General features: G+C 48.5%; 14 protein-coding genes. 2 read left to right on the forward strand and 12 right to left on the reverse strand.

Going from position 1 to position 19,874, the window contains the following annotated elements:
• Positions 1 to 3: 3 nt before the first annotated feature.
• Genes wecB through ACH518_RS18075 form a run of 9 tightly spaced genes read right to left on the reverse strand, consistent with a single transcriptional unit; the run spans position 4 to position 10,766 of the window.
• Complete coding sequence (wecB, locus tag ACH518_RS18035; RefSeq protein WP_445371081.1) at positions 4 to 1,128, reverse strand: non-hydrolyzing UDP-N-acetylglucosamine 2-epimerase; 1,125 nt, start codon at positions 1,126 to 1,128, stop codon at positions 4 to 6.
• Between the two features lie 8 nt (positions 1,129 to 1,136).
• Entirely contained in the window at positions 1,137 to 2,165 is a 1,029-nt protein-coding gene (locus tag ACH518_RS18040; RefSeq protein ID WP_445371082.1) for an XrtA/PEP-CTERM system-associated ATPase, read from the reverse strand.
• Positions 2,166 to 2,177: 12 nt separating this feature from the next.
• Positions 2,178 to 3,845: a TIGR03016 family PEP-CTERM system-associated outer membrane protein gene (locus ACH518_RS18045; protein ID WP_278211353.1), complete on the reverse strand. Its 1,668-nt coding sequence runs from the start codon at positions 3,843 to 3,845 to the stop codon at positions 2,178 to 2,180.
• A complete protein-coding gene (locus ACH518_RS18050; protein ID WP_278211352.1) occupies positions 3,832 to 4,743 on the reverse strand; it encodes an XrtA-associated tyrosine autokinase in 912 nt (303 codons plus the stop codon). Before ACH518_RS18050 ends, ACH518_RS18045 begins: the two co-directional genes overlap by 14 nt.
• Positions 4,744 to 4,750: 7 nt before the next feature.
• Positions 4,751 to 6,304: an XrtA system polysaccharide chain length determinant gene (locus ACH518_RS18055; protein ID WP_140910598.1), complete on the reverse strand. Its 1,554-nt coding sequence runs from the start codon at positions 6,302 to 6,304 to the stop codon at positions 4,751 to 4,753.
• 55 nt (positions 6,305 to 6,359) lie between these two features.
• Positions 6,360 to 7,040, reverse strand: coding sequence for a polysaccharide biosynthesis/export family protein (locus ACH518_RS18060; RefSeq protein WP_445371083.1), 681 nt, complete (start codon positions 7,038 to 7,040; stop codon positions 6,360 to 6,362).
• Between the two features lie 21 nt (positions 7,041 to 7,061).
• A complete protein-coding gene (locus ACH518_RS18065; protein WP_445371084.1) occupies positions 7,062 to 9,482 on the reverse strand; it encodes a tetratricopeptide repeat protein in 2,421 nt (806 codons plus the stop codon).
• A 41-nt stretch (positions 9,483 to 9,523) separates the two neighbouring features.
• A complete protein-coding gene (locus tag ACH518_RS18070; RefSeq protein WP_140910595.1) occupies positions 9,524 to 10,261 on the reverse strand; it encodes a PEP-CTERM/exosortase system-associated acyltransferase in 738 nt (245 codons plus the stop codon).
• A gap of 31 nt (positions 10,262 to 10,292) precedes the next feature.
• Complete coding sequence (locus ACH518_RS18075) at positions 10,293 to 10,766, reverse strand: Crp/Fnr family transcriptional regulator (protein ID WP_445371085.1); 474 nt, start codon at positions 10,764 to 10,766, stop codon at positions 10,293 to 10,295.
• Positions 10,767 to 10,841: 75 nt separating this feature from the next.
• Here ACH518_RS18075 and prsK point away from each other — a divergent pair, with 75 nt between their 5' ends.
• Both prsK and prsR read left to right on the forward strand, forming a co-directional pair.
• Positions 10,842 to 12,926: an XrtA/PEP-CTERM system histidine kinase PrsK gene (gene prsK / locus ACH518_RS18080; protein WP_445371086.1), complete on the forward strand. Its 2,085-nt coding sequence runs from the start codon at positions 10,842 to 10,844 to the stop codon at positions 12,924 to 12,926.
• On the forward strand, positions 12,926 to 14,305 hold the full coding sequence (gene prsR, locus ACH518_RS18085; RefSeq protein WP_140910592.1) for a PEP-CTERM-box response regulator transcription factor: 1,380 nt from the start codon (positions 12,926 to 12,928) through the stop codon (positions 14,303 to 14,305). The genes prsK and prsR overlap by 1 nt, the downstream gene beginning before the upstream one ends.
• 6 nt (positions 14,306 to 14,311) lie before the next feature.
• Here the strand turns inward: prsR and ACH518_RS18090 are convergent, their stop codons facing one another.
• The 3 genes from ACH518_RS18090 to ACH518_RS18100 form a co-directional block, all read right to left on the reverse strand.
• Positions 14,312 to 15,085, reverse strand: a complete 774-nt coding sequence (locus ACH518_RS18090; RefSeq protein WP_445371087.1) for a PEP-CTERM/exosortase system-associated acyltransferase — start codon at positions 15,083 to 15,085, stop codon at positions 14,312 to 14,314.
• Between the two features lie 142 nt (positions 15,086 to 15,227).
• On the reverse strand, positions 15,228 to 18,542 hold the full coding sequence (locus tag ACH518_RS18095; protein WP_445371088.1) for a transglutaminase family protein: 3,315 nt from the start codon (positions 18,540 to 18,542) through the stop codon (positions 15,228 to 15,230).
• A complete protein-coding gene (locus tag ACH518_RS18100) occupies positions 18,539 to 19,795 on the reverse strand; it encodes a hypothetical protein (RefSeq protein WP_445371089.1) in 1,257 nt (418 codons plus the stop codon). The genes ACH518_RS18095 and ACH518_RS18100 overlap by 4 nt, the downstream gene beginning before the upstream one ends.
• Positions 19,796 to 19,874 lie beyond the last annotated feature (79 nt).

Here is a 19,874-nt window from a genome sequence, read left to right on the forward strand (position 1 = left end):
TTGTTAGCCCGCTAATTGATAATGCCGCAAAATCTCCTCCACGATTCTAACGGCCGCCCGACCATCCCAATATTCAGGCACCCGACCTGATTTACCGCCGGTTGCCATAATATCGTCGACACACATCATGATTTTGCTTGGGTCACTACCCACAATAGTATTGGTACCTTCAGTTACGGTAATAGGCCGCTCGGTATTTTCGCGGAGGGTGATACAGGGCACACCCAATGCAGTGGTTTCTTCCTGTAGCCCGCCCGAATCAGTCAACACTAACTGGGCTGACTGCATCAATCCCAAAATCTCCAGATAGCCCACTGGTGGAAGCAATACGATATTCTGCTCCGCCAACTCCGATAACAAACCAGCCTCGCGCAGTTTTTGCTGGGTCCGAGGATGTACAGGGAAAACCACAGGCAATTTTTTACTGATATCCACAATTACCGAAACCAAGCGCGATAGTGTTTCAACATCATCGACGTTAGACGGCCTGTGCATAGTTAACAATGCATACTTTTTTTCGGAGACAAGGCAATCGACGCCATATTTTTGCAAAATCTGAGACAAGGAATCGGCCTGTCTGCAATTCGCCAGCAGGGTATCTATCATGACATTGCCGCTGAATTTGATCCGCTCGAGCGCAATTCCCTCTTTAACCAGATTGGTTTCCGCCGCTCGTTCGGTCGTAAATAGCAAGTCCGAAATCTGATCGGTAAGAATACGGTTTATCTCTTCCGGCATCTCCCGATCAAAACTCCGCAATCCCGCCTCCACATGAATCAGCGGAATATTTTTTTTAACCGCTACCAATCCGCATGCAATCGTAGAATTAACGTCACCAACAACCAGAACGGCAATGGGTTTGACCTCGTCCAGAACCGGCTCGAAACGCAACATGACATTTGCGGTTTGGACCGCATGCGTCCCCGATCCAACCCCCAAATCGCAATCCGGCTCCGGAATACCCAATTGTTGGAAAAACGTATCCTTCATCGTTTGATCGTAATGTTGGCCCGTATGCACAAGATAAGGGACGATCCGATCTTTTACTTGTTGCATTTGCCGAATAATAGGCGCCATTTTCATAAAATTCGGCCGTGCGCCGACGACACAGACTATAGTTTTAGGCATTATTAACCCTATTCGAAATCCGTTGTTTCACCGTAAACGCTATCCATATCCAACTGTAGCAAGATCGCCTTTCTCAGCAGGGCTTTCTCCTTATTGGCGCTAACCCTTAAGCCGTCCACGATACTTTCCAAGCGATCCAATCTTTGCTCCAAGCTCGCATCGAGACCACCAACACGACTGGAAACCAGGGGCGGCATATGAAAGTCTTCATCTCCCGATTCGAGCAACATCTCCTCTTTGACTTCGACAATCACCTTTTGCACTGCTTCTTCGTTCAATAGTGCCAGTTCCTCCAAATAACCGAACAACAATAGACGATCGCACAACGAGTTAATTCGCCGAGGTATACCGCCGGTAAATTCGTGAATCACATCGAAAACACCCGGAGCAAATTCCGGCGTTCCGCGCCAACCGGCAGTTTGCAGGCGAAACAAAATATATTCCTTCGTTTCTTCCAAATCCAAAGGATCGAGTTGGAATGTGGAAACTATGCGTTGTTTTAACTGTTCCATGTCAGCCGCATAAATAGTGCGCTTCAATTCCGTCTGTCCAACCAAAAACACCTGGAATACCGGGTTGCCGTTCACATCCAGATTCGTCAACATTCGCAACTCTTCCAGCGACTGTTTAGGCAAATTTTGCGCTTCGTCCACAATCAGCAATAACCGCCTTCCTTCTCTGGCTTTTTCGACGATGAATTTTTCAAAGCCCGATAGCAAACTAGCCTTGTCAGTCAAGGAAAATGTGAAACCGAACGTTGATGCAGCCATTCTCAAAGTATCTTCCGGTCCGACCTGAGACGTCATCATTACGCCAATCAACAATTTGTCTTTATTCAAATTTTTGATCAAACTTTTTACCAACATGGTCTTGCCGGTACCGGGCGAACCGATGACCAACACAAAGCCTTCACCTTGGGTCAGGCCGTAATGCATATAGGCCAACGCCCGTTTATGGACTGAGCTTTGGAAAAAGAAATCAGGATCCGCGCTGAGCTGAAAAGGCTTTTGGGTGAGATTATAAAAACCGTCGTACATTCTTAAGATAATTCAGAAACGAACATTGAAGTTGGCTGTTGCACGGTTTTCAGTATAGTCGAAACGTGAAGTGTCAGAACTTTGGTTGATGTGGCGAAACTCTAATCGGGTATTCATCAGTAACGGTCTTCCGAGATTTATAGGTATTGCTCGCGTAAGGCCCAATGCAACATCATATCGGGTGTTATCCGTAATTTGGCCTTCGTTATGCTGCCAAGAGGGCCTTAGGTAAAAGTCCAACCTTGGCTCGATTTGCCACTGCCACCCGCCGGAAATACCGTAAGACATGTCCTCGCCAGCTCGAAGTTCATATGACCGCCTCTCGTTATAAACCGAAGCGTTATAACTGCTTTTGCCGGATTGGTAACTGACCGACAATGCTCCGCGTTTGCGAATAATGACATCATTGACCAAATCGAATGGATTTGCCACGAGCCGAGAGTTATTAAAATTGGGGCCGGGAATTAACCGAGTTCCGGTTGGGTCTGACGGGTCCACCATCAAAAAACCCTGAGTAATTAAATCTTGAGTGTTGATCACTTGACTCAGATTCCCAGATGCATCTCTGAGGAAATAGCCCTGCTCGGTCAATAACTGCTGAGTTGTGGTAGTCTCTTGACTATAGTTGAAGCCGATATTAGCTCGCTGAAGCTGATACCTCAGACTCGCATCCCAAGAGTCTCCAGTGTTCAGCCCTACATCCTTGTTACGATAGGTAATGGTAGAACTAAAATTGTTCGACGGATTAAATTGTAGCGTGGCATGCTTGTTATTACCCAAACCTACTTCTAACCAATACCAGCGGCTGGGGCTCCAGCGTCCGCCAAGAGTATAGAAGAAGCCGTTTCGTATACTATTTTGCGTAGTCTGATAATCATTATTTTCGAACCCTGCCTGACCGAAAACGCTGAACTTTCGATTAAAAAAATAACGCATATCTCCTTGATACTGTTCAAAACGGACGTCCTGACCTGTTCCTCTAGTTTGTTCCGTCGACGAATAATTTAGAGCCCAATTCACGCTGCTAAAAAAAGATCCGCTCGATAAACGGGCTTGGCGCGTAAAAGTATCGGAATCAGTTACAAAATTATCCGGGACCACACCTGTTGTCCCTTCCGAAGTAGCGTTGTCAAAAGTAGACCGGCTATATCCAACCTTGACCAAACCACTCCCAAACGAACCGAACCGTGGCGTCCAATAAGGAGAGATACTAAAGTTCTTATTCTCGGTTCGCCCACCGGAACCAGAAATATTATCGGTGGTAACAAAGGCATTACTAATATTTTGTTGACTAATTGAACTTGTAGTCTGTATGTATAAAGTATTCCTGATCGCCTGATACAAAGACGACATATTCAGTTGGTGGTTAAAATCCAGATCATCACGCCCACCGGCATTGTGCAAACTCTGCAGCCGATAATTCAGATTAAAATTACTCCAAGGGGATGCACCGTTTAATGATAGCCCTGGGGTAACTTCGGTCACGAAGCCGCTTTTTTTATCAACGTTAGCGAGATTTATATTGTCAGTGAACGTTTCGGAAGCAGATAAACTAGGAGTCACGCGCCAATCAAATCCGTAACAGACTTCTGAAAAACCAAAATAAGCAAAAAGCCCTGCGGCAAGCAGACGCCGGCTGGCTTTATCAAACGAAACCCCACGACAATCAAAAATGGCCATATTTCCCGTAACTGTAGTTATGACCGTATATATCTATTTCTTTTCTCGTTTTATTTAGCAACGTCATTACCACGTCACAATTGCTCAGTTTCGAAACCGATTCATTTACAACACTCTGCGGAGTAACTTCAGCAGCAATAACAAGTACGACCTGCCCAACAAGCTCGGCAAGAATCTGAGCCTGGGTAGCAACCAAGAGCGGCGGGGAGTCAAAGATAACGATACGATCCTTATAGCGGCGACTAACTTCCTCGGCAAACAAATACATTCGCTGACTAGACAACAATTCGGTTGAATACTTATGCCGCTTACCCGCAGTAATAATGCTCAAATTCGGCAAATCGGTTTTTAATAAAATGTCTGAAAAAGTGACTCTGTCGTCCTCCAAGTATTCAATCAATCCGCGAGAGTTATCAATTCCAAGCTGTTTTGCTACGCCCGGTTTTTCGACATCGGCATCAATAAGCAGAACGCTTTTATCTCTTTCATTAGCGATGCTAAGTGCCAAATTAATCGAAACGAATGTTTTCCCTTCTCCAGGTAAACTGCTACATATTAAAATCAGGTTAGACCGGTTAATCCCGTTATTCTCAGCACCTTGGATATTGTTAACCAAAGGACGCTTTATCACCCGAAACTCTTCAGCAAGTTGAGACTTAGCATTGTTACTATCAATGAAACCATTTTCAGATAGTGCTTGCCAATCGATAACGACCTGCCTGTCCGCAACGACTTTGGTCCCAATACCTAAATTTGTGTTGTCGGACTCTACTAAATCGATATCCTGCAAACCCGGCTTTTTACCGACACCCAAACTGGCTGACTCGACAGCTTCGCTATTGGCAACCAAGCCTTGTTTAGCCGCTTTCTTTAGCGCATTTTCAATAATACTCATCATTAACGCCTTATTTAAGTATTTCTAGCGCCATAATTCCAAAATATCCAGCCACCAACAACAGCAACGTCGATACTAACACCCAGTCGACGTTACTAGATTTGGTTATGCCCTGGGAGGTTAAGGACACACTGCCCAAAGAAGGGAGCCCAGTTACGACGCGAACTTGGCGCGTAGACATAAAAACCGGACGAATAAAATAAATTAAAAAAGCGACGCAAAACCCTATTACAATACTTACGAGTAAAACCAACGAATAAAATAGCTTTCTGTTCGGAAAGCTCGGCTTATCAGGTTTACTCGGAGGATCAGCTATTTTAAACTTTAATCTTGAAGTTTGATCATCCACACGCTCGGTGATATGTGCCTGCTCTCTTCTTTCCAATAACTCAGAATATTTACGACTGATCGTTTCGTAATCGCGATTTAGATTTTTCATCTCCGTCTCGATAGTTAAACGCTCATTCAAACCCTCCTCCAGTTTGGCTATTCGTTTTCGAATCGAATCTACTAAAGCCTCATTGGAAGCCACCTCTGCTTGGGCATTATCAAAACCCATTTTCAGGGCTTGCACGTATGGGTTTGTCATTTTAGCGGGCGCGATCGAAGTCTGTTCATCGCTCTTAGCTTCTTTTTCCACTGAAACCTGTTTACCTGCCGCCTGCTGTTCTTCCTGAGTTTTCAGGGTATTTATCAACTTATCTATTTCGATTATAGACGGATGCTTTTCGGTGTATTTCAATAAAAGCTCAGTTCGCTTGTCTTTTAGCGACTCGATTCTGGCGTTATCGGCGGACGGCACATCTTGGGAGGTCGTAGGAATTCCCCAATCTTCATCTGAATCTCGGACTTCGGCTACCTGTTCCGCGAGAACGTCTCTTCTTGATATGGCTTGCTGAAGTGCAGTATTGGCGTCCTGGAACTGCTCCTTCATTTTCTGCAACGCTTGAAATTGATCGGTATCGTTCAATAAATCCAAATTGGTTCGTTTAAACTCTTCTTTGGCCTTCTCTGCATCCTGCAATCTAATTTCATAATCCCGTATCTGCTGCTCTATGAAACGTTGAGCATCACTGGCATCAGCCAGCGCTTTACCTTCGGTTTGTTCCGAAAACACTGTTAACACCGCTTGCACCACACTTCTTGCCACTTCGGGATCCTTAGAAGCAAAGGCGATGTCGAATATATCCCCCCTTCCGCCAGTGATGGTAATGTCTTTCTTGAGACGTTCGATTAAATCCGATTTACCGCCGAAATCGTCCTGAACTCGGCTCAACTGAGACAATTCGATAATTTTTTCCAAATTAGGCCGGGTGAACATTAACTGCTGTATTATTCTTATCAAAGCAGATATATCTGGCTCAATCACCATCCCTCTCATGAGCGGTCTAATCACTGTGGCCGAATCTATATGCACCTTCGCCTTAGATTCAAACCTATCAGGCATTAAAAACACATAAGCCCAAGCACCAATACATACCACCAACGCGAATATAACGGCTACTCGTTTGTACTTAAGCGTACCTTTTAAATAAAAATACACTTCTGAAAGATCTTGCTGCATAATTAAAAGACCTTAAATTCATTCACCATTATTAAAAAAACACCCCGAAACAGTTTTAAAAATACGCATCAGGAATAATTAAAATATCCCCTGGCATCATTAAAACATTGGCCGTTAAATCCGCATTATCAATCAAATCATCGATTCGCACAGCATACGGTTTTAACTCTCCGTTAACGTTTCGTATAACGCTTGCCCTGTTTCCATCGGCAAATTGATCAAGCCCAATTTGGATAATAACATCCAGCAATGTCATGCCTCTCTCGTAAGGGATGGATTTCCCTTGATATCGACCGATCCCTCCGCCGCCGCCACCGCCGCCACTGGCACCTCCGCCACCGCCGGCCCCACCGCCACCAATTCTTCCGATAATTCGAATTTGCTGATCTCGCACACCTTTAAAGCCTCCAACCATAACCACGACCTGAGGGCTTTTAACGTAAGTAGACAGCACCTTCTCGATATCTCTCGCCAACTCGAAGGGTGTCTTACCGCTTGCCAAAAGCTCTTCAACCAACGGCACAGTTATTTTTCCATCCGGCCTTACAGCTGCTGACGTCGACAACTCCGGATTACCCCATACGAATATGTTTACGCTATCTCCGGGGCCGATACGATAAGTGTAATCGGATGCCTGCTCTACGTCTTCAAGTAAAGGCTGAGCGCATCCAGAAAAAAATACGTAAGAAAATACCGCAAACCAAGCTGCGCAGAATATTTTATTGTTTATCAACATAGCCTACTAGGAAAGTCTCATTTATTTAGTTACAGAATGTTCGATCTCGAACAGCATCTTCTTCGCTATATCCACGCCAGCAAACCCCTTCTTCTGCTTATCAGAGAGAGCAATTGCCTGCTTTAATTCCGATACTGCAGTAGCTTTGTTGCCACTGCGGTAGTGCGCCACACCCAAATGGTACCTAAATTCAGGCAGTTTTGACTCCTTGATGACGATTTCCTCCAATAATTTCATCCCATCGGCGATCTTACCGGATCTCACAAGCCCCCAAGCGTACGTATCTTGAAAATAAGGGTTTTCCGAATTTTTAAACTTCTCCGCCAACAGCACGCCTTTAGCCACATCATCGTCGCTATCAGATTCCACAAGCAAGGAAGATAAATTATTGATCGCCACGTCAACATCAGGATCTTTGGCAAGCAATTCCTGATAAATTTTTCTTGCCATTTGTTTTTCGTTAGCCTGTTCATACAGCCCTGCCAACGCCAGACTCAATTGTATGTCTCCAGGATTGGCCTGTAGACCCTTCGAATAGACTTGCTTTACGGTGTCGACATTTCCGCCAGATAACGCTTCCACTTTGGCCAAAGCCAAATAGGCTGAAGGGACTTTAGGAAACTGTTCGACCTGCACGGCAAGCAACTTTTTAGCTTTGCTGTAATCTTTACTGGTCAAATAAACGTCCGACAAAACCCCAACAATCACCTCATCGGCAGGATGTCGCTCATGGTGTTTTTCGAGATATGCCAGTGCCTTTTCTTTCTGGCCTAAAGCATCATAGCTACGAACCAGATTCATCATCGAATTGAGATGACCGGGAAATTCCTGAAGAATCTTTTCATACAACACTACTGCATCGGCGTACTTGCCCCTACCTTGCAACACGTTAGCCTGCAAATAAATAGGAACCGCTTTTTCTTTGGAAAACAAAGCTATTTTATGCACAACATCTTGAGCTTGATCCCAACGTTTTTCTAAGATATCAAGTTCCGCTTCGCCAATAAGAAAATTAATTTGATTTGGTTTTAATTTAAGCGCCTTTTCCACAATCTGTCTGGCCGCATCTCTCTGACCAATCTGAAGATAAGCTCCAAAGCTATTTGTAAAGGCCACCATGTTAACCGGATTCACTTCCAAGGCCTGTTTAAAATATCTATCTGCTGTTTTGCGATCTTTCTTGACTTGATGGGCCTGCCCCAATAAAGAGTAGACTTCGTCTAAATTCGACTTATCCCAGACTAGTTTATTAAGCAGAGCCACAGCTTCGTCAGGATTGCTATTTATCAGAAAAAGCCTAGCCTTTAATAACTTAGCCGGAACAAAATCCGAATTTGACGAAAGCACTTTATCAACGATTTGTGCTGCAGAATCGTATTGCTTGGCACCAACAGCGATATCCGCAATAAGTACTTGTGCAGTTAAGCCCAACTCGCTACTTCCTTCCGAGGCAACGACTTTCTTCAAACCGGTTTCAGCATTGCTTGTAAAGCCATTTGCCATCATCCATTTCGATAGTTCCACAATCGAAGCCGCCTGTTGCTGATGGCGACTCACCATAGCTTCATATTCCGTAGGCACTCGATCTTTGGATCTAGCATTGAAAAATTCAAGCAATGTAATTTCCGAATCGGGTTTATAACCTTCTTTTTCTACAACATCCCGAAGCAGGGATTCAGCCGAATCCAGCTTATTTGTCATGGAATAAATCGAAGCCAAACTCAATTTAAAATTGTTATTCTCCGGATATAGCTCGACAAGCTGCTTGTAGTCTTCTATTACCTTATCGACTGCATTATTCGCTGCGTTGATTTTTACCCTGAATAAACGCAATGCAATATTCTTACCATCAATACTCAAGCCCTTGTCAATTAGATTCAAAGACTCTGCCGTTTGGTTAGCTTTATAAGCCAGAGCGGCCGCCAATGAAAGCACATCGACATTACTCAGGTTGTCTTTCAATAATTGTTGTACGATAGTATTAGCTTGATCGTTCTTTTCTTGCTTCACATAGACAGAGGCTTCGATAATCTGAGCTTCTAAGTTGGCCGGATCTACATTCAATACGGCTTTAGCCTGCTCCGATGCTTTATCTAACTCACCAAATAACACATGCAACTTACCCAACTTTAATCTAGCCTGAAGTAAATTAGCATCTAGCTCTAACGCCCTGATCAAGTTTTGTTTCATCGATTTATAATTATTGGATTTTTCATCCAACAACGCCAAATAGTAGTAAACCTCTCCTCTTTTATCATCACTCTGATTGGCGCTTTTTAGCTCAAGGAAAGCCTTATCAAACTCTCCTTTCTCGATAAAGTCTTTCCCTTTTTGCAGATGGGTATCGGCAGTTTCAACCGGAGAGTTACACCCAATCAGCAGAAGAAAACAAAGTAATGCCAGACCGTTATCGACATTATCTTTAATTATTTTTATAGCCACTTACTAGCACTCCCAAAAATACAGCTACAATTTAGCAAATGTTATTCAGCAATAGTTTGTTTGATCCAAGCGTATAGTTCCCGCAATTCCGAATGCATATTTTCCAATACAGACTGCGTAGTAATAAAGTAGGGCGCTCGAATACCGTGATAGTCAATGTCCCTACCGACACGCTGAAAATCTATACCTGACCGATGCATCATCCTCGGCAAAAATGGCTCCATCATCGCGAAGACATTAGTTCGCTTATCGAGCTCGGTTAAAACAGTTGCCGCAAAAAAGCAGGCAACCGCAATGGATGAAAAAGTCCTTTGCTCCTGCTGCGAGAAATGCAAACCGTTTATCTCGCCGAACCGGGTCAAAGTTTCCCCAGTTCTTCTGCGAAAAGCACCGTCGACCGCCAATCTTGATATCTCGCATACCGTATGCCGCTCAAGCTGAAGACTACCGATCACATCTCGATCCAGACTATTGCTGCAGTATTTCTCCAAAGGCAGTGGCGATTCGGATTCTGGACCCAACGCCGGAACCATCCTGACGCAACCAGCGGGCAAACCAGTTTGAATGTGGGTGATCAAGCAATGCCGAGAATGCGGATCGTACTCGTCGATCTCAAGTTGATCTATGAAATGCTCTTGCGATTCGTACTTAAACTCTTCGCAATACACTCGATATCTTATTCGAAATACTTGCTGTTTTTGCGCAACGGTCTCCGCCAAGGACACCCTAAAATAGCGACTAAAGCTTTCGACTAATGACAGCTTTTGTGCGACTTCCATTTTATGCGCTCTCTAAAATATTGGTTATCGACTATAAATACTTATCGATATCATGAGCTTTGATACCCCATGCCAGTAAATGCTCGATACGATCATTTGCCAACCCCAATCGCCTCGACATTGTTTGAAACAACTCTTTCAGAAACAAATACCCCTGAACCGGATGGTCATCCATGTAAACGCTTAACATGTCACTACGAATCTCCAGTAACTGGACATCTGTCAACGATATGACTGAGGCCGTGCGCTCCCTAGCCTCGTACAAACATACGTCGCCAAAAACGGCTCCGGCTTCGAGATCACATAGACCTGGACTGACCCGCTTATTGCCATCCAGTTCAGCCCCTCCTAAAACCCTGACCGAGCCTGCTTCCAAGTAAAACAAACTTTTTCCTTGCTCACCCTTTTTGACGATAGTGGCACCTGCGCTCAGCTTATACCTCCGCCACGCACTACCCTCTTTAAACAACGGGTTTTTCAGAACGTCACTAAGTATCTCAATCATCAGGCGAAACCATATCAATAACACTGACTCGCTGGTTATAATGCCGCGGGAAGCATGCAGCCCCAACACCCATACATGGAAAACTATATTTACTACAGCTACTTCACTGCCAGCGTCGCGTACGGGCTTTTATTGATTTTCGTTGTAACCATTAAAACCCGATATTACCCTTTCATAATAGCAGCTCTCTGCTCCGTCGTATGGTCGACGAGCGTGACGCTCGCAACAAAAAATAGCCACTATTTCTTCGCCGACACCCTCGCCTACGAAACGATACGCAACGGAGCATGGTTTTTCCTACTAGGATCGTTACTTTCGAAACAGCGTTACAATAGCTACAAGCAATTGTTCAAAGGGCACACGAGCATCGTTATTTCAGCGTTTGCATTGCTAATTTTTTGCCTGGAGGCGTTTCCGCAAGCGTTGAGGTGGACAACCAGCGTTCTCGACACCGATCCCAGATTTGCCGGTCATGTTGTATTTGCAGTTCTCGGTCTGATTCTGGTCGAGCAACTTTATCGCAGCACCCCCTTGAAACAGCGCTGGAATTTAAAATTCCTTTGTGTCAGCCTGGGAGCCATTTTTGCCGTAGATTTACTGGTTTACAGCAAATCTCTGTTGTTCAACCATCTGGACTTCGCACTCTGGCAATCGCGCGGCATCACCAATGCGATGGTAACCCCATTTTTGGCGATCACTTCTACCCGACTCAAGCTTAACAGTGAAAACCAGGAACTGACAACACCCCGCAAGACTATTTTTTACACCACAATCTTATTTGGCTGCGGTGCATACCTCATTTTAATGTCTTTCGCCGGGTTCTATATCAAACGCGCAAACGCGGAGTGGGGTGAAACCGCTCAAACAGTATTCATATTTCTGGCACTACTGCTACTGATCATACCTTTCACGTCGGGCAAGATTAGAGCCCTAGCCAAGGTTTACTTTAGCAAACATTTTTTTCACTACAGTTACGACTACCGCGAGGAGTGGCTCAAAATCAGTAAGGCTCTAGCCAAACTTGAATCCTTGGAAGAACTGAAAGGCTTTATTATCAACACCCTGACCGACTTGGTGGAAAGCACTGGCGGCGGTTTATGGCTAAAAAATGACCAAGGCAAATTTTTTCTGGCCGCGGAGCAAAATTTGCGACTGACACCTCAGGAAATTGATTACCTACATAACGTAGGCGACCTGCCCCTTTATTTGGCAAACAAACAGTGGGTTATAGACTTCTTTGAATTATCCCATGCTCCCGAAGTATACGACGACATCGATTTGTCCCCCTGGTGCTACGAAGACAGTCAAGTCTGGTTGATAGTCCCGCTATTTCACTTAAACAAACTGGAGGCTTTCGTCGTCTTAACTCAGGCCAGAGTGCCGAGAAAACTCAACTGGGAAGACCATGACCTACTGAAAACGGTCGGCATGCAACTAGCGAACGCGTTAGCGCTGAATCGAGCCAGCGAAGAGTTGGCTAACAATCGCCAATTCGAAACCTACCATAGGCTCTCCGCTTTTTTAGTGCACGATTTAAAAAACTTAGTCGCACAAATCTCATTGATTGTCAGAAACGCCGAAAAACACAAACATAACCCCGATTTTTTCGACGACACTATCGACACGTTGAATAATGTTGTCAAAAAAATGCACCATATTGTCGAACAACTAAAACAAGGAGAACCTCAAGCCACCGCAAACAGCATCGTCAATCTAGCGGCCATCGTCCGCTCAATAGCCCAACAACACCTCGGATCGCCGCCGATTGAGTTAACAACCAACCTAGACGAGTGCCCGGTCTCCGCAGACAAAATAAAATTAACCAATATATTGACCAACTTGGTACAAAATGCCCAGGACGCCACGCGGGGCGACGGTGGCTGGGTTAAGCTTGAATTAACAAAAAACCAAGACTATGCTCAGGTGAAGATCGTGGATAACGGCACAGGCATGAATCAACAATTCATAGCCGAACGCTTATTCAAACCATTCGACACCACCAAAGGTAACGCCGGTATGGGAATAGGTGCTTACGAAGCCCGTGATTACATCACTAAGAACTCAGGCCAGATTCACGTCGACAGTGAACTTGGCTTCGGCACGACATTCACGATACAACTGCCGTTAGCAAAACGCCTTTCCGAAACCCCAAGAAATTAATGACCCAATCAAGACTACTGCTCGTTGTTGAAGACGACCCAGGTTTGCAAAAACAGTTGAAATGGAGCTTCGAACAATACGAAGTCGTTGTTGCCGGCAACCGGAGTGAAGCCATTGCCGCTTTTAGAAGACATACGCCCAGTGTTGTCACGTTGGATCTGGGCCTGCCTCCGGACCCGAGCAATGCCAGTGAAGGCTTAGCTACACTGCGAGAAATTCTGGCTCTTGCCCCCGCAACAAAAATCATCGTCGTCACCGGCAACGATGACCGTGCCAATGCAATTCACGCCGTAGCATTGGGAGCTTACGATTTTTACCAAAAGCCTGTCGACCCGGATATTCTCGGCCTGATTATCGAACGCGCCTTTCAATTGGATACCTTAGAGCGCGACTATCAGAATCTGCAGCAGCAAAAGCCGCTGCACGGCGTAATAGCCACCAGTCCGCAGATGCAGTCGGTTATGCGCATGGTCGAGAAAATTGCGCCAACCCAGGCCACCGTTCTCTTACTCGGCGAAAGCGGCACCGGTAAAGAATTATTGGCCAAAGCCTTGCACAAGCTAAGTTCGCGCGCCGACCAGCCATTTGTCGCGGTGAACTGCGCAGCAATACCCGAAACGCTGCTGGAAAGCGAACTGTTTGGCTACGAAAAAGGCGCATTTACCGGGGCGGTCGCCCAAACCAAAGGCAAGATCGAATATGCCCAAGGCGGTACTTTTTTCTTGGACGAGATCGGCGATTTGCCGTTCGCGTTACAGGCCAAATTACTCCGTTTTATTCAGGAACGCGTGATAGAGCGCTTGGGGGGCCGCAAGGAGATAGCTGTCGATGTCAGAATCATCTGCGCCACCCACCGCAAATTACCGGACCTGATCGAGCAAGGCGCTTTCCGCGGTGACCTGTATTATCGGTTGAGTGAAATCGTGGTCGATATTCCGCCATTGCGCGAACGGGAGGGCGACATAATTACTATCGCTAACGCCCTGCTACAGCGCTACTGCCGGGAAAACCATATGAAGGAAAAACATTTCTCCCACGACGCCGCCCAGGCTATGGAGGCCTACTACTGGCCTGGCAACATCCGGGAGATGGAGAATAAAATCAAACGGGCAACGATATTGTCGGACGGCAACGTCGTCACCGCAACCGATCTGGAGATCGGCCACTCGGCAGAACATACGATGCCGCTCAATCTGAAATCGGTACGGGAGGCCGCAGAAACGGTAGCCATCAAACGCGCCTTGAATTATGCGGACAACAATGTTTCCGAAGCGGCTAAATTACTGGGAGTAACTCGCCCTACACTTTACGGGCTGTTCGAAAAGTACGGCTTACAGGGCTTAATCAGAAACCATTCTGACGACCAGCCACCACCGTAGTCACCGTCACGCACGGTTTACGTAGGAAACTACCCCGATTTGGTGCAAATCGCGACCGCCGTAACGGACCGCACGTGTCTCGGCTAATTCCGAATACAAACGGTAATCCTGTTGGTAGTCCTGTAACCACAGCGGATTTTGCAAGATGTGTTTAACGTTCAAACGATAAGGGGTTCTTTGCCCGCGATGGTCGCACGCATCGCCGATTTGGCGCATCGAGAAGCCTTCCTTGCTAACAAAGTACGCTAGTGCCGGCGTAACCAAAATAAACCAGTCGTCTATACCGCTCCGGGTCGAATAAACCGTTGCCGCCCGATAAAGCCCCCACATGATGCTTCGATTCAGATTACGGTAATCGTGCAAAAAGCTGATATTCGTCGATTTAGCGTCGAAATGGACATTGCTTTTGCGCAGCGCAAAACGCCTAGCCTCTTTGACCACGCAGAGCCTGGAAATCTCTACAGCACGGCTGTAACAAGCCTTTGGGAGGCTTCGATACGGGGTACAATGTTCTTCGAATGGAAAGCCTTGCTTGCCGGGCCTGACCAATCTGAGCGCACCCAGCCACTCGCCGCTGAATTTATGCCGGACCAGAAAATGCACAGCGCGACTATCCCACTCGTCGCTCTCGATCCCGTCCGGATACAACTGCTTGTCCTCGAAGCCCAACTCGTCACAATAAACACGGTAGCGAATACGGTAATGGATATCTTTTGCTTCAGGCGTATCGGCTAAAAACACCTCGAAACAACTATCGAATGAATGCGGACTTTGGATCACGCGGCACCACACTTAATAAATTTGTTTAATAAGTTCAACTAACTATGAAAACTTTTTCACGCGCCATTTCAAAATGGTATCTCAATTCTGTTAATTTTGAAACCGCGTGACAAAAAAGTACAACCTCCACCGAGGCAACAAGTTAGCTAGTGGCATTCCAGCGTAAATCCAGAGTCAACGGATAATCCCTATTCAGTTGCTCGACAGGCACTTCCGCCGATCCGGCACTCGGCGTGTAACCGTGCCGCAAAAACCGACTAACCCGCCGGCCTTCGGCTTCGTAAGCATTCACCGGCAAAGTATCGTAATTCCGCCCGCCGGGATGACTGACATGGTAGGTGCAACCACCCACCGAACGGCCGTTCCAGGTATCGATCAAATCGAATACCAACGGCGCCTGTACGCCGATGGTGGGATGCAAGGCAGAAGGCGGATTCCAGGCCCGATAGCGAATCCCGGCTACCATCTCGCCTTGCTTTGCCGTCGGCCGCAACGGCACCCGCCGGCCATTACAACTCAACAGGTAACGCTCGCCCATCGCACCGTTCAGCGATACTTGCAGCCGTTCGACTGAAGAATCCACATACCGTGCAGTACCGCCGCTGGTGATTTCCTCGCCCAGCACATGCCATGGTTCAATCGCCTGATGTAAATCCAACTGCAAATTACCCACGCGCATGCTACCGATGTGCGGAAACCGGAATTCCAAAAACGGCGCAAACCACTCGCTCTTGAAATCGTAGCCGGCGGTCTGCAGATCCAGCACCACATCCTGGATATCGCTGGCGATAAAGTGCGGCAGCATGTATTTATCGTGCAATTGCGTCCCCCAGCGCACCAGCGGCTTCCGGTAGGGCTCGCGCCAAAACCAAGCCACCAAGGTTCTGAGCAGCAACATTTGCATCAGACTCATCCGCGCATGTGGCGGCATCTCGAACGCGCGCAACTCCAGCAGCCCCAGTCGACCGGAGTCGCTACCCGGCGCGTAGAGCTTGTCGATGCAAAACTCAGCGCGGTGGGTATTGCCGGTCATATCGACCAACAAATTTCGCAACAACCGGTCCACCAGCCAGGGCGCCGGCACTTCGCCGTCCGGCATTTGCTGAAACGCAATTTCCAGTTCGTACAAACTATCGTTACGGGCCTCGTCGACCCGCGGCGCCTGGCTGGTTGGGCCGATAAACAAACCGGAAAACAAATAGGACAAGGCCGGATGGTGCTGCCAATAGGTGACCAAACTGCGCAGCAAGTCGGGACGGCGCAGAATCGGGCTGTCTACCGGCGTGATTCCGCCCAGAGTGACATGGTTGCCACCGCCGGTGCCGGTATGACGGCCGTCGAGCATGAACTTTTCGGTACTCAACCGGGACAGCCGCGCATCTTCGTATAGCGTGGCCGTATTCTCGACCAGCTCGCGCCAACTGGCGGCGGGATGGATGTTGACCTCGATCACCCCCGGGTCCGGCGTCACCGGCAAGCGGTTCAGACGCAAATCGTGCGGCGGCTGGTAGCCTTCGATCACAACCGGAAGTTTCAATCCCGCAGCGGTGGCCTCCACCGAGGCGATCAGATCCAGATAGTGCTCCAGTTCATTAGTCGGCGGCAAAAACACATACAAGCGCCCCTCCCGGCTTTCTACCACCATTGCGGTATGCGGTATCCACAGCGGGTCTTTCGAGTCGCGCTCGTCCACGGCCTCCATTTCGGGGGGATGCCATTCCTGTTTCGCGGTTTGGCTATAGCGCCGGCTGACTTCCGAGTCGATATCGCCCAGCGGTTCAACCGTATCGTACAAACTGCGCTCCATCAGCTGTTCCCGTTGTTCGAACGGCACCCACGGCAGGCTATTCAACGGCAACCGTAAGCCCATCGCCGAATCGCCGGGCAACAAATACATCTCGCCGCGACGAAATGACCACACAGCGCTATTCCAGGAGCGAGCCCTATAACTCCAGTGTAACGGCAAGGCGTAGCCAGCCGCTTCACCCAAATTGCCGCTCAATATTCTGACCAGCCGCTGCCGTTCCAGATCGTCGGTTAAATCGGCCTGCTGCGGGTCGAAATTAGCTGGCAATAGGCTTTCCTGGTGTAAATAATGCACGGGATCTTCATAACCCGGCACGATGCAGGCCGCCTTCAAGCCCAGCCGCTTGGCCAGATCCCGCACAAATCCCTCTGCCTGTTCCCTACCGAATCCGTAATCCCGGCTTTCGTCGGCCAGCAATCCCGGATTTTTCCAGACCGGCACGCCGTCCTTGCGCCAGAAGCAAGCCAGCTGCCAGCGCGGTAAAGCCTCACCCGGATACCATTTACCTTGGCCGAAGTACAACAAACCGCCCGGTGCAAAACTCTCGCGCAAGCGCCGAATCAATTTGCCGGCCAGCTTACGTTTTTCCAGGCCGTCGGCCTCCGTGTTCCATTCCGGCGCATCCATGTTATCGATCGAGACGAACGTGGGCTCGCCACCCATCGTCAGCCTGACGTCGCCGGCCACTAATTCCGCGTCGACTTTCTCGCCCAAGGCATCAATCTCGGCCCATTGCCGCTCGGTGTAAGGTTTGGTGACGCGCGGATCTTCATGAATCCGGGTGACGCGGTTGGCAAATTCGAAACGGGTCTGAGCCTCTCCGGTAAAGCCGCCGCTAACCGGCGCCGCGCTGACGTAATCCGCGGTACAGGCCAACGGTATATGGCCCTCCCCGGCAAACAAACCCGAGGTCGGATCCATCCCGATCCAGCCCGCGCCCGGAATGTAGACTTCGGCCCAGGCATGCAGGTCGGTGAAATCGTGATCGGTACCGGACGGCCCGTCCAACGCTTTGACGTCGGCCACCAGTTGCACCAAATAGCCGGAGACGAAGCGGGCCGCCAAGCCCATATGTCGCAGCACTTGCACCAACAGCCAACCGGAGTCGCGGCAGGAACCCAGTTTCTTCTGCAAAGTCTCCTCGCAACTTTGCACACCCGGCTCCATCCGGATCGAGTAAGCCACCGCCTGATTAACCGCCCGGTTCGCCGCCACCAGAAAATCGACCACAGCTTGTTCCTTACGCGGCAGGGATTTCAGAAAATCGGTCAGCAACGGCCCTTTCTCCCGAATTTCCAGATACGGGGTCAATTCCTTGGCCAGCTGCTCCGGATACTCGAACGGATACTTCTCGGCGTATTCCTCCAGGAAAAAATCGAACGGATTGATCACGGTCATTTCCGCGATCAAATCCACCTCAATCGACAGCTCCCGGGTTTTTTCCGGAAACACCAGCCGGGCCAAATAGTTGCCGAACGGGTCCTGCTGCCAATTGATAAAGTGCTTTTCCGGTTTGACCCGCAGCGAATAGGCCGAAATCGGCGTCCGCGAATGTACGGCAGGCCGCAAGCGCAACACGTGCGGCGCCAGTTGCACCGGCTTGTCGTAGAAATAGCTGGTCTTGTGGTTTATCGCGACCCGGATACTCATGCATTCACCAATGGATTGGCGGCTTCGCTTTCAGCCTGTAATAGCCGCAAGTTTTCCTCCACGCCCGCGGCATGGGTTAACTCGGCAACGTTTTGCTTGGTAAAAAAGCCGTCGAAATCGCCGAAGCGCTGCACGTATTCGATAATCAACGACGAGTGCTCGGAGGCGCTGGAAAAAATCTGCTTCAAACCCTCTTCCCGCGAGCCGATCACATCCAGCAGGAAATCCTTACCCCTGGCCCGGATCGCATCGACCACGTAATCGATATTGGCCTGGTTGCCGGTCTCGCCGTCCGCGACCGCCAGCGCCAAATGATGCAGACGCGGCCCGTAATTGCGGACAAAATTTTCGGTCGGCGACGGCAATCCCACCAAATGGTTGACGAAATACGGCTGGTTGGCCGCCGTGAATACTTTGGCCGGACTAATGCGCTCGTCGGCGTAATGGATGCTCTTGGTGACGTTGGTCGACGAATTCTGGTTGGCGATATCGTAGGACCCCCAGTAGTAATAGCTGGACAGGGTCAAATACTCCAGAATCGCCACTTCCCGGTTCTGGCTGTAAACCCGCGTCGCCAAATGGTCGATCGGCCTGATCAGTTTATCCAGCCCCAGTTCTTCCTGAATCGCCTTGGCGGCATGGTAACCCCGATTGACTTCGTCCAGGATCACGCTATTGCCCAATGCGTACACCCGGATGTCTTCCGGCGGCCGTTCCCAATAAGCGACGATGTTGTGGGTGTAAGGCGACGGCTTGACGATGGCCATATTGCCGGGCAATTCCAGTTTGCGGATCTGGTCCTGGTTGAAAAAGCGGATTTCCCGGCTTTTTTGCTGCTCGACCACTTCGTGCAGATTGCTGACCCGGAAAATCTCGCCCATATAGCGCGAGTTGGGTTTATGCGCTCCGATCGGATAGACCTCGTTCAGACTGCGAAAGATATCGCCGCGCCCCGCATCGCGCACTTCCCTCACCAGCAAGTCCGGCGACTCCATATCGATGCGCAGGATATGAGTCCAATGCGACTCCGACTCCAACGTCACCAAGTAATGATAGGGCGTCATCAGGGCCAATTCGCTGACATAAGCCGCCGAGCAGCCCGGCTCTACCGTGATCATCAACGCATCGATCTCGCGAATCATTTCGGTCAATCCGGTACGGTCGCGGTTTTCCAGCAACCGGACCAGAAACTCGTCGAACCAGGCCGAATTGGCCTTATCGCCCTGCTTGGGGTGTATCAATGAATTAACCATCCTGCTTCCTTTAACACTTGTTGTCCGTTCCGCATCTGTAGCGGACGTCGTCCGCGGCCAGCCGCAATTACCCGGCGGT

The organism is Methylomonas sp. HW2-6 (genome assembly GCF_052474525.1).

What these genes read in the sequence shown, in the direction of transcription:
- ACH518_RS18100 (WP_445371089.1), bottom strand. Translation starts at nt 19,795, where the DNA reads ATGGTTAATTCATTGATACACCCCAAGCAGGGCGATAAGGCCAATTCG.
- ACH518_RS18070 (WP_140910595.1), bottom strand. Translation starts at nt 10,261, where the DNA reads ATGGAAGTCGCACAAAAGCTGTCATTAGTCGAAAGCTTTAGTCGCTAT.
- ACH518_RS18060 (WP_445371083.1), bottom strand. Translation starts at nt 7,040, where the DNA reads ATGTTGATAAACAATAAAATATTCTGCGCAGCTTGGTTTGCGGTATTT.
- ACH518_RS18045 (WP_278211353.1), bottom strand. Translation starts at nt 3,845, where the DNA reads ATGGCCATTTTTGATTGTCGTGGGGTTTCGTTTGATAAAGCCAGCCGG.
- prsR (WP_140910592.1), top strand. Translation starts at nt 12,926, where the DNA reads ATGACCCAATCAAGACTACTGCTCGTTGTTGAAGACGACCCAGGTTTG.
- ACH518_RS18075 (WP_445371085.1), bottom strand. Translation starts at nt 10,766, where the DNA reads ATGATTGAGATACTTAGTGACGTTCTGAAAAACCCGTTGTTTAAAGAG.
- ACH518_RS18095 (WP_445371088.1), bottom strand. Translation starts at nt 18,542, where the DNA reads ATGAGTATCCGGGTCGCGATAAACCACAAGACCAGCTATTTCTACGAC.
- wecB (WP_445371081.1), bottom strand. Translation starts at nt 1,128, where the DNA reads ATGCCTAAAACTATAGTCTGTGTCGTCGGCGCACGGCCGAATTTTATG.
- ACH518_RS18040 (WP_445371082.1), bottom strand. Translation starts at nt 2,165, where the DNA reads ATGTACGACGGTTTTTATAATCTCACCCAAAAGCCTTTTCAGCTCAGC.
- prsK (WP_445371086.1), top strand. Translation starts at nt 10,842, where the DNA reads ATGGAAAACTATATTTACTACAGCTACTTCACTGCCAGCGTCGCGTAC.
- ACH518_RS18055 (WP_140910598.1), bottom strand. Translation starts at nt 6,304, where the DNA reads ATGCAGCAAGATCTTTCAGAAGTGTATTTTTATTTAAAAGGTACGCTT.
- ACH518_RS18050 (WP_278211352.1), bottom strand. Translation starts at nt 4,743, where the DNA reads ATGATGAGTATTATTGAAAATGCGCTAAAGAAAGCGGCTAAACAAGGC.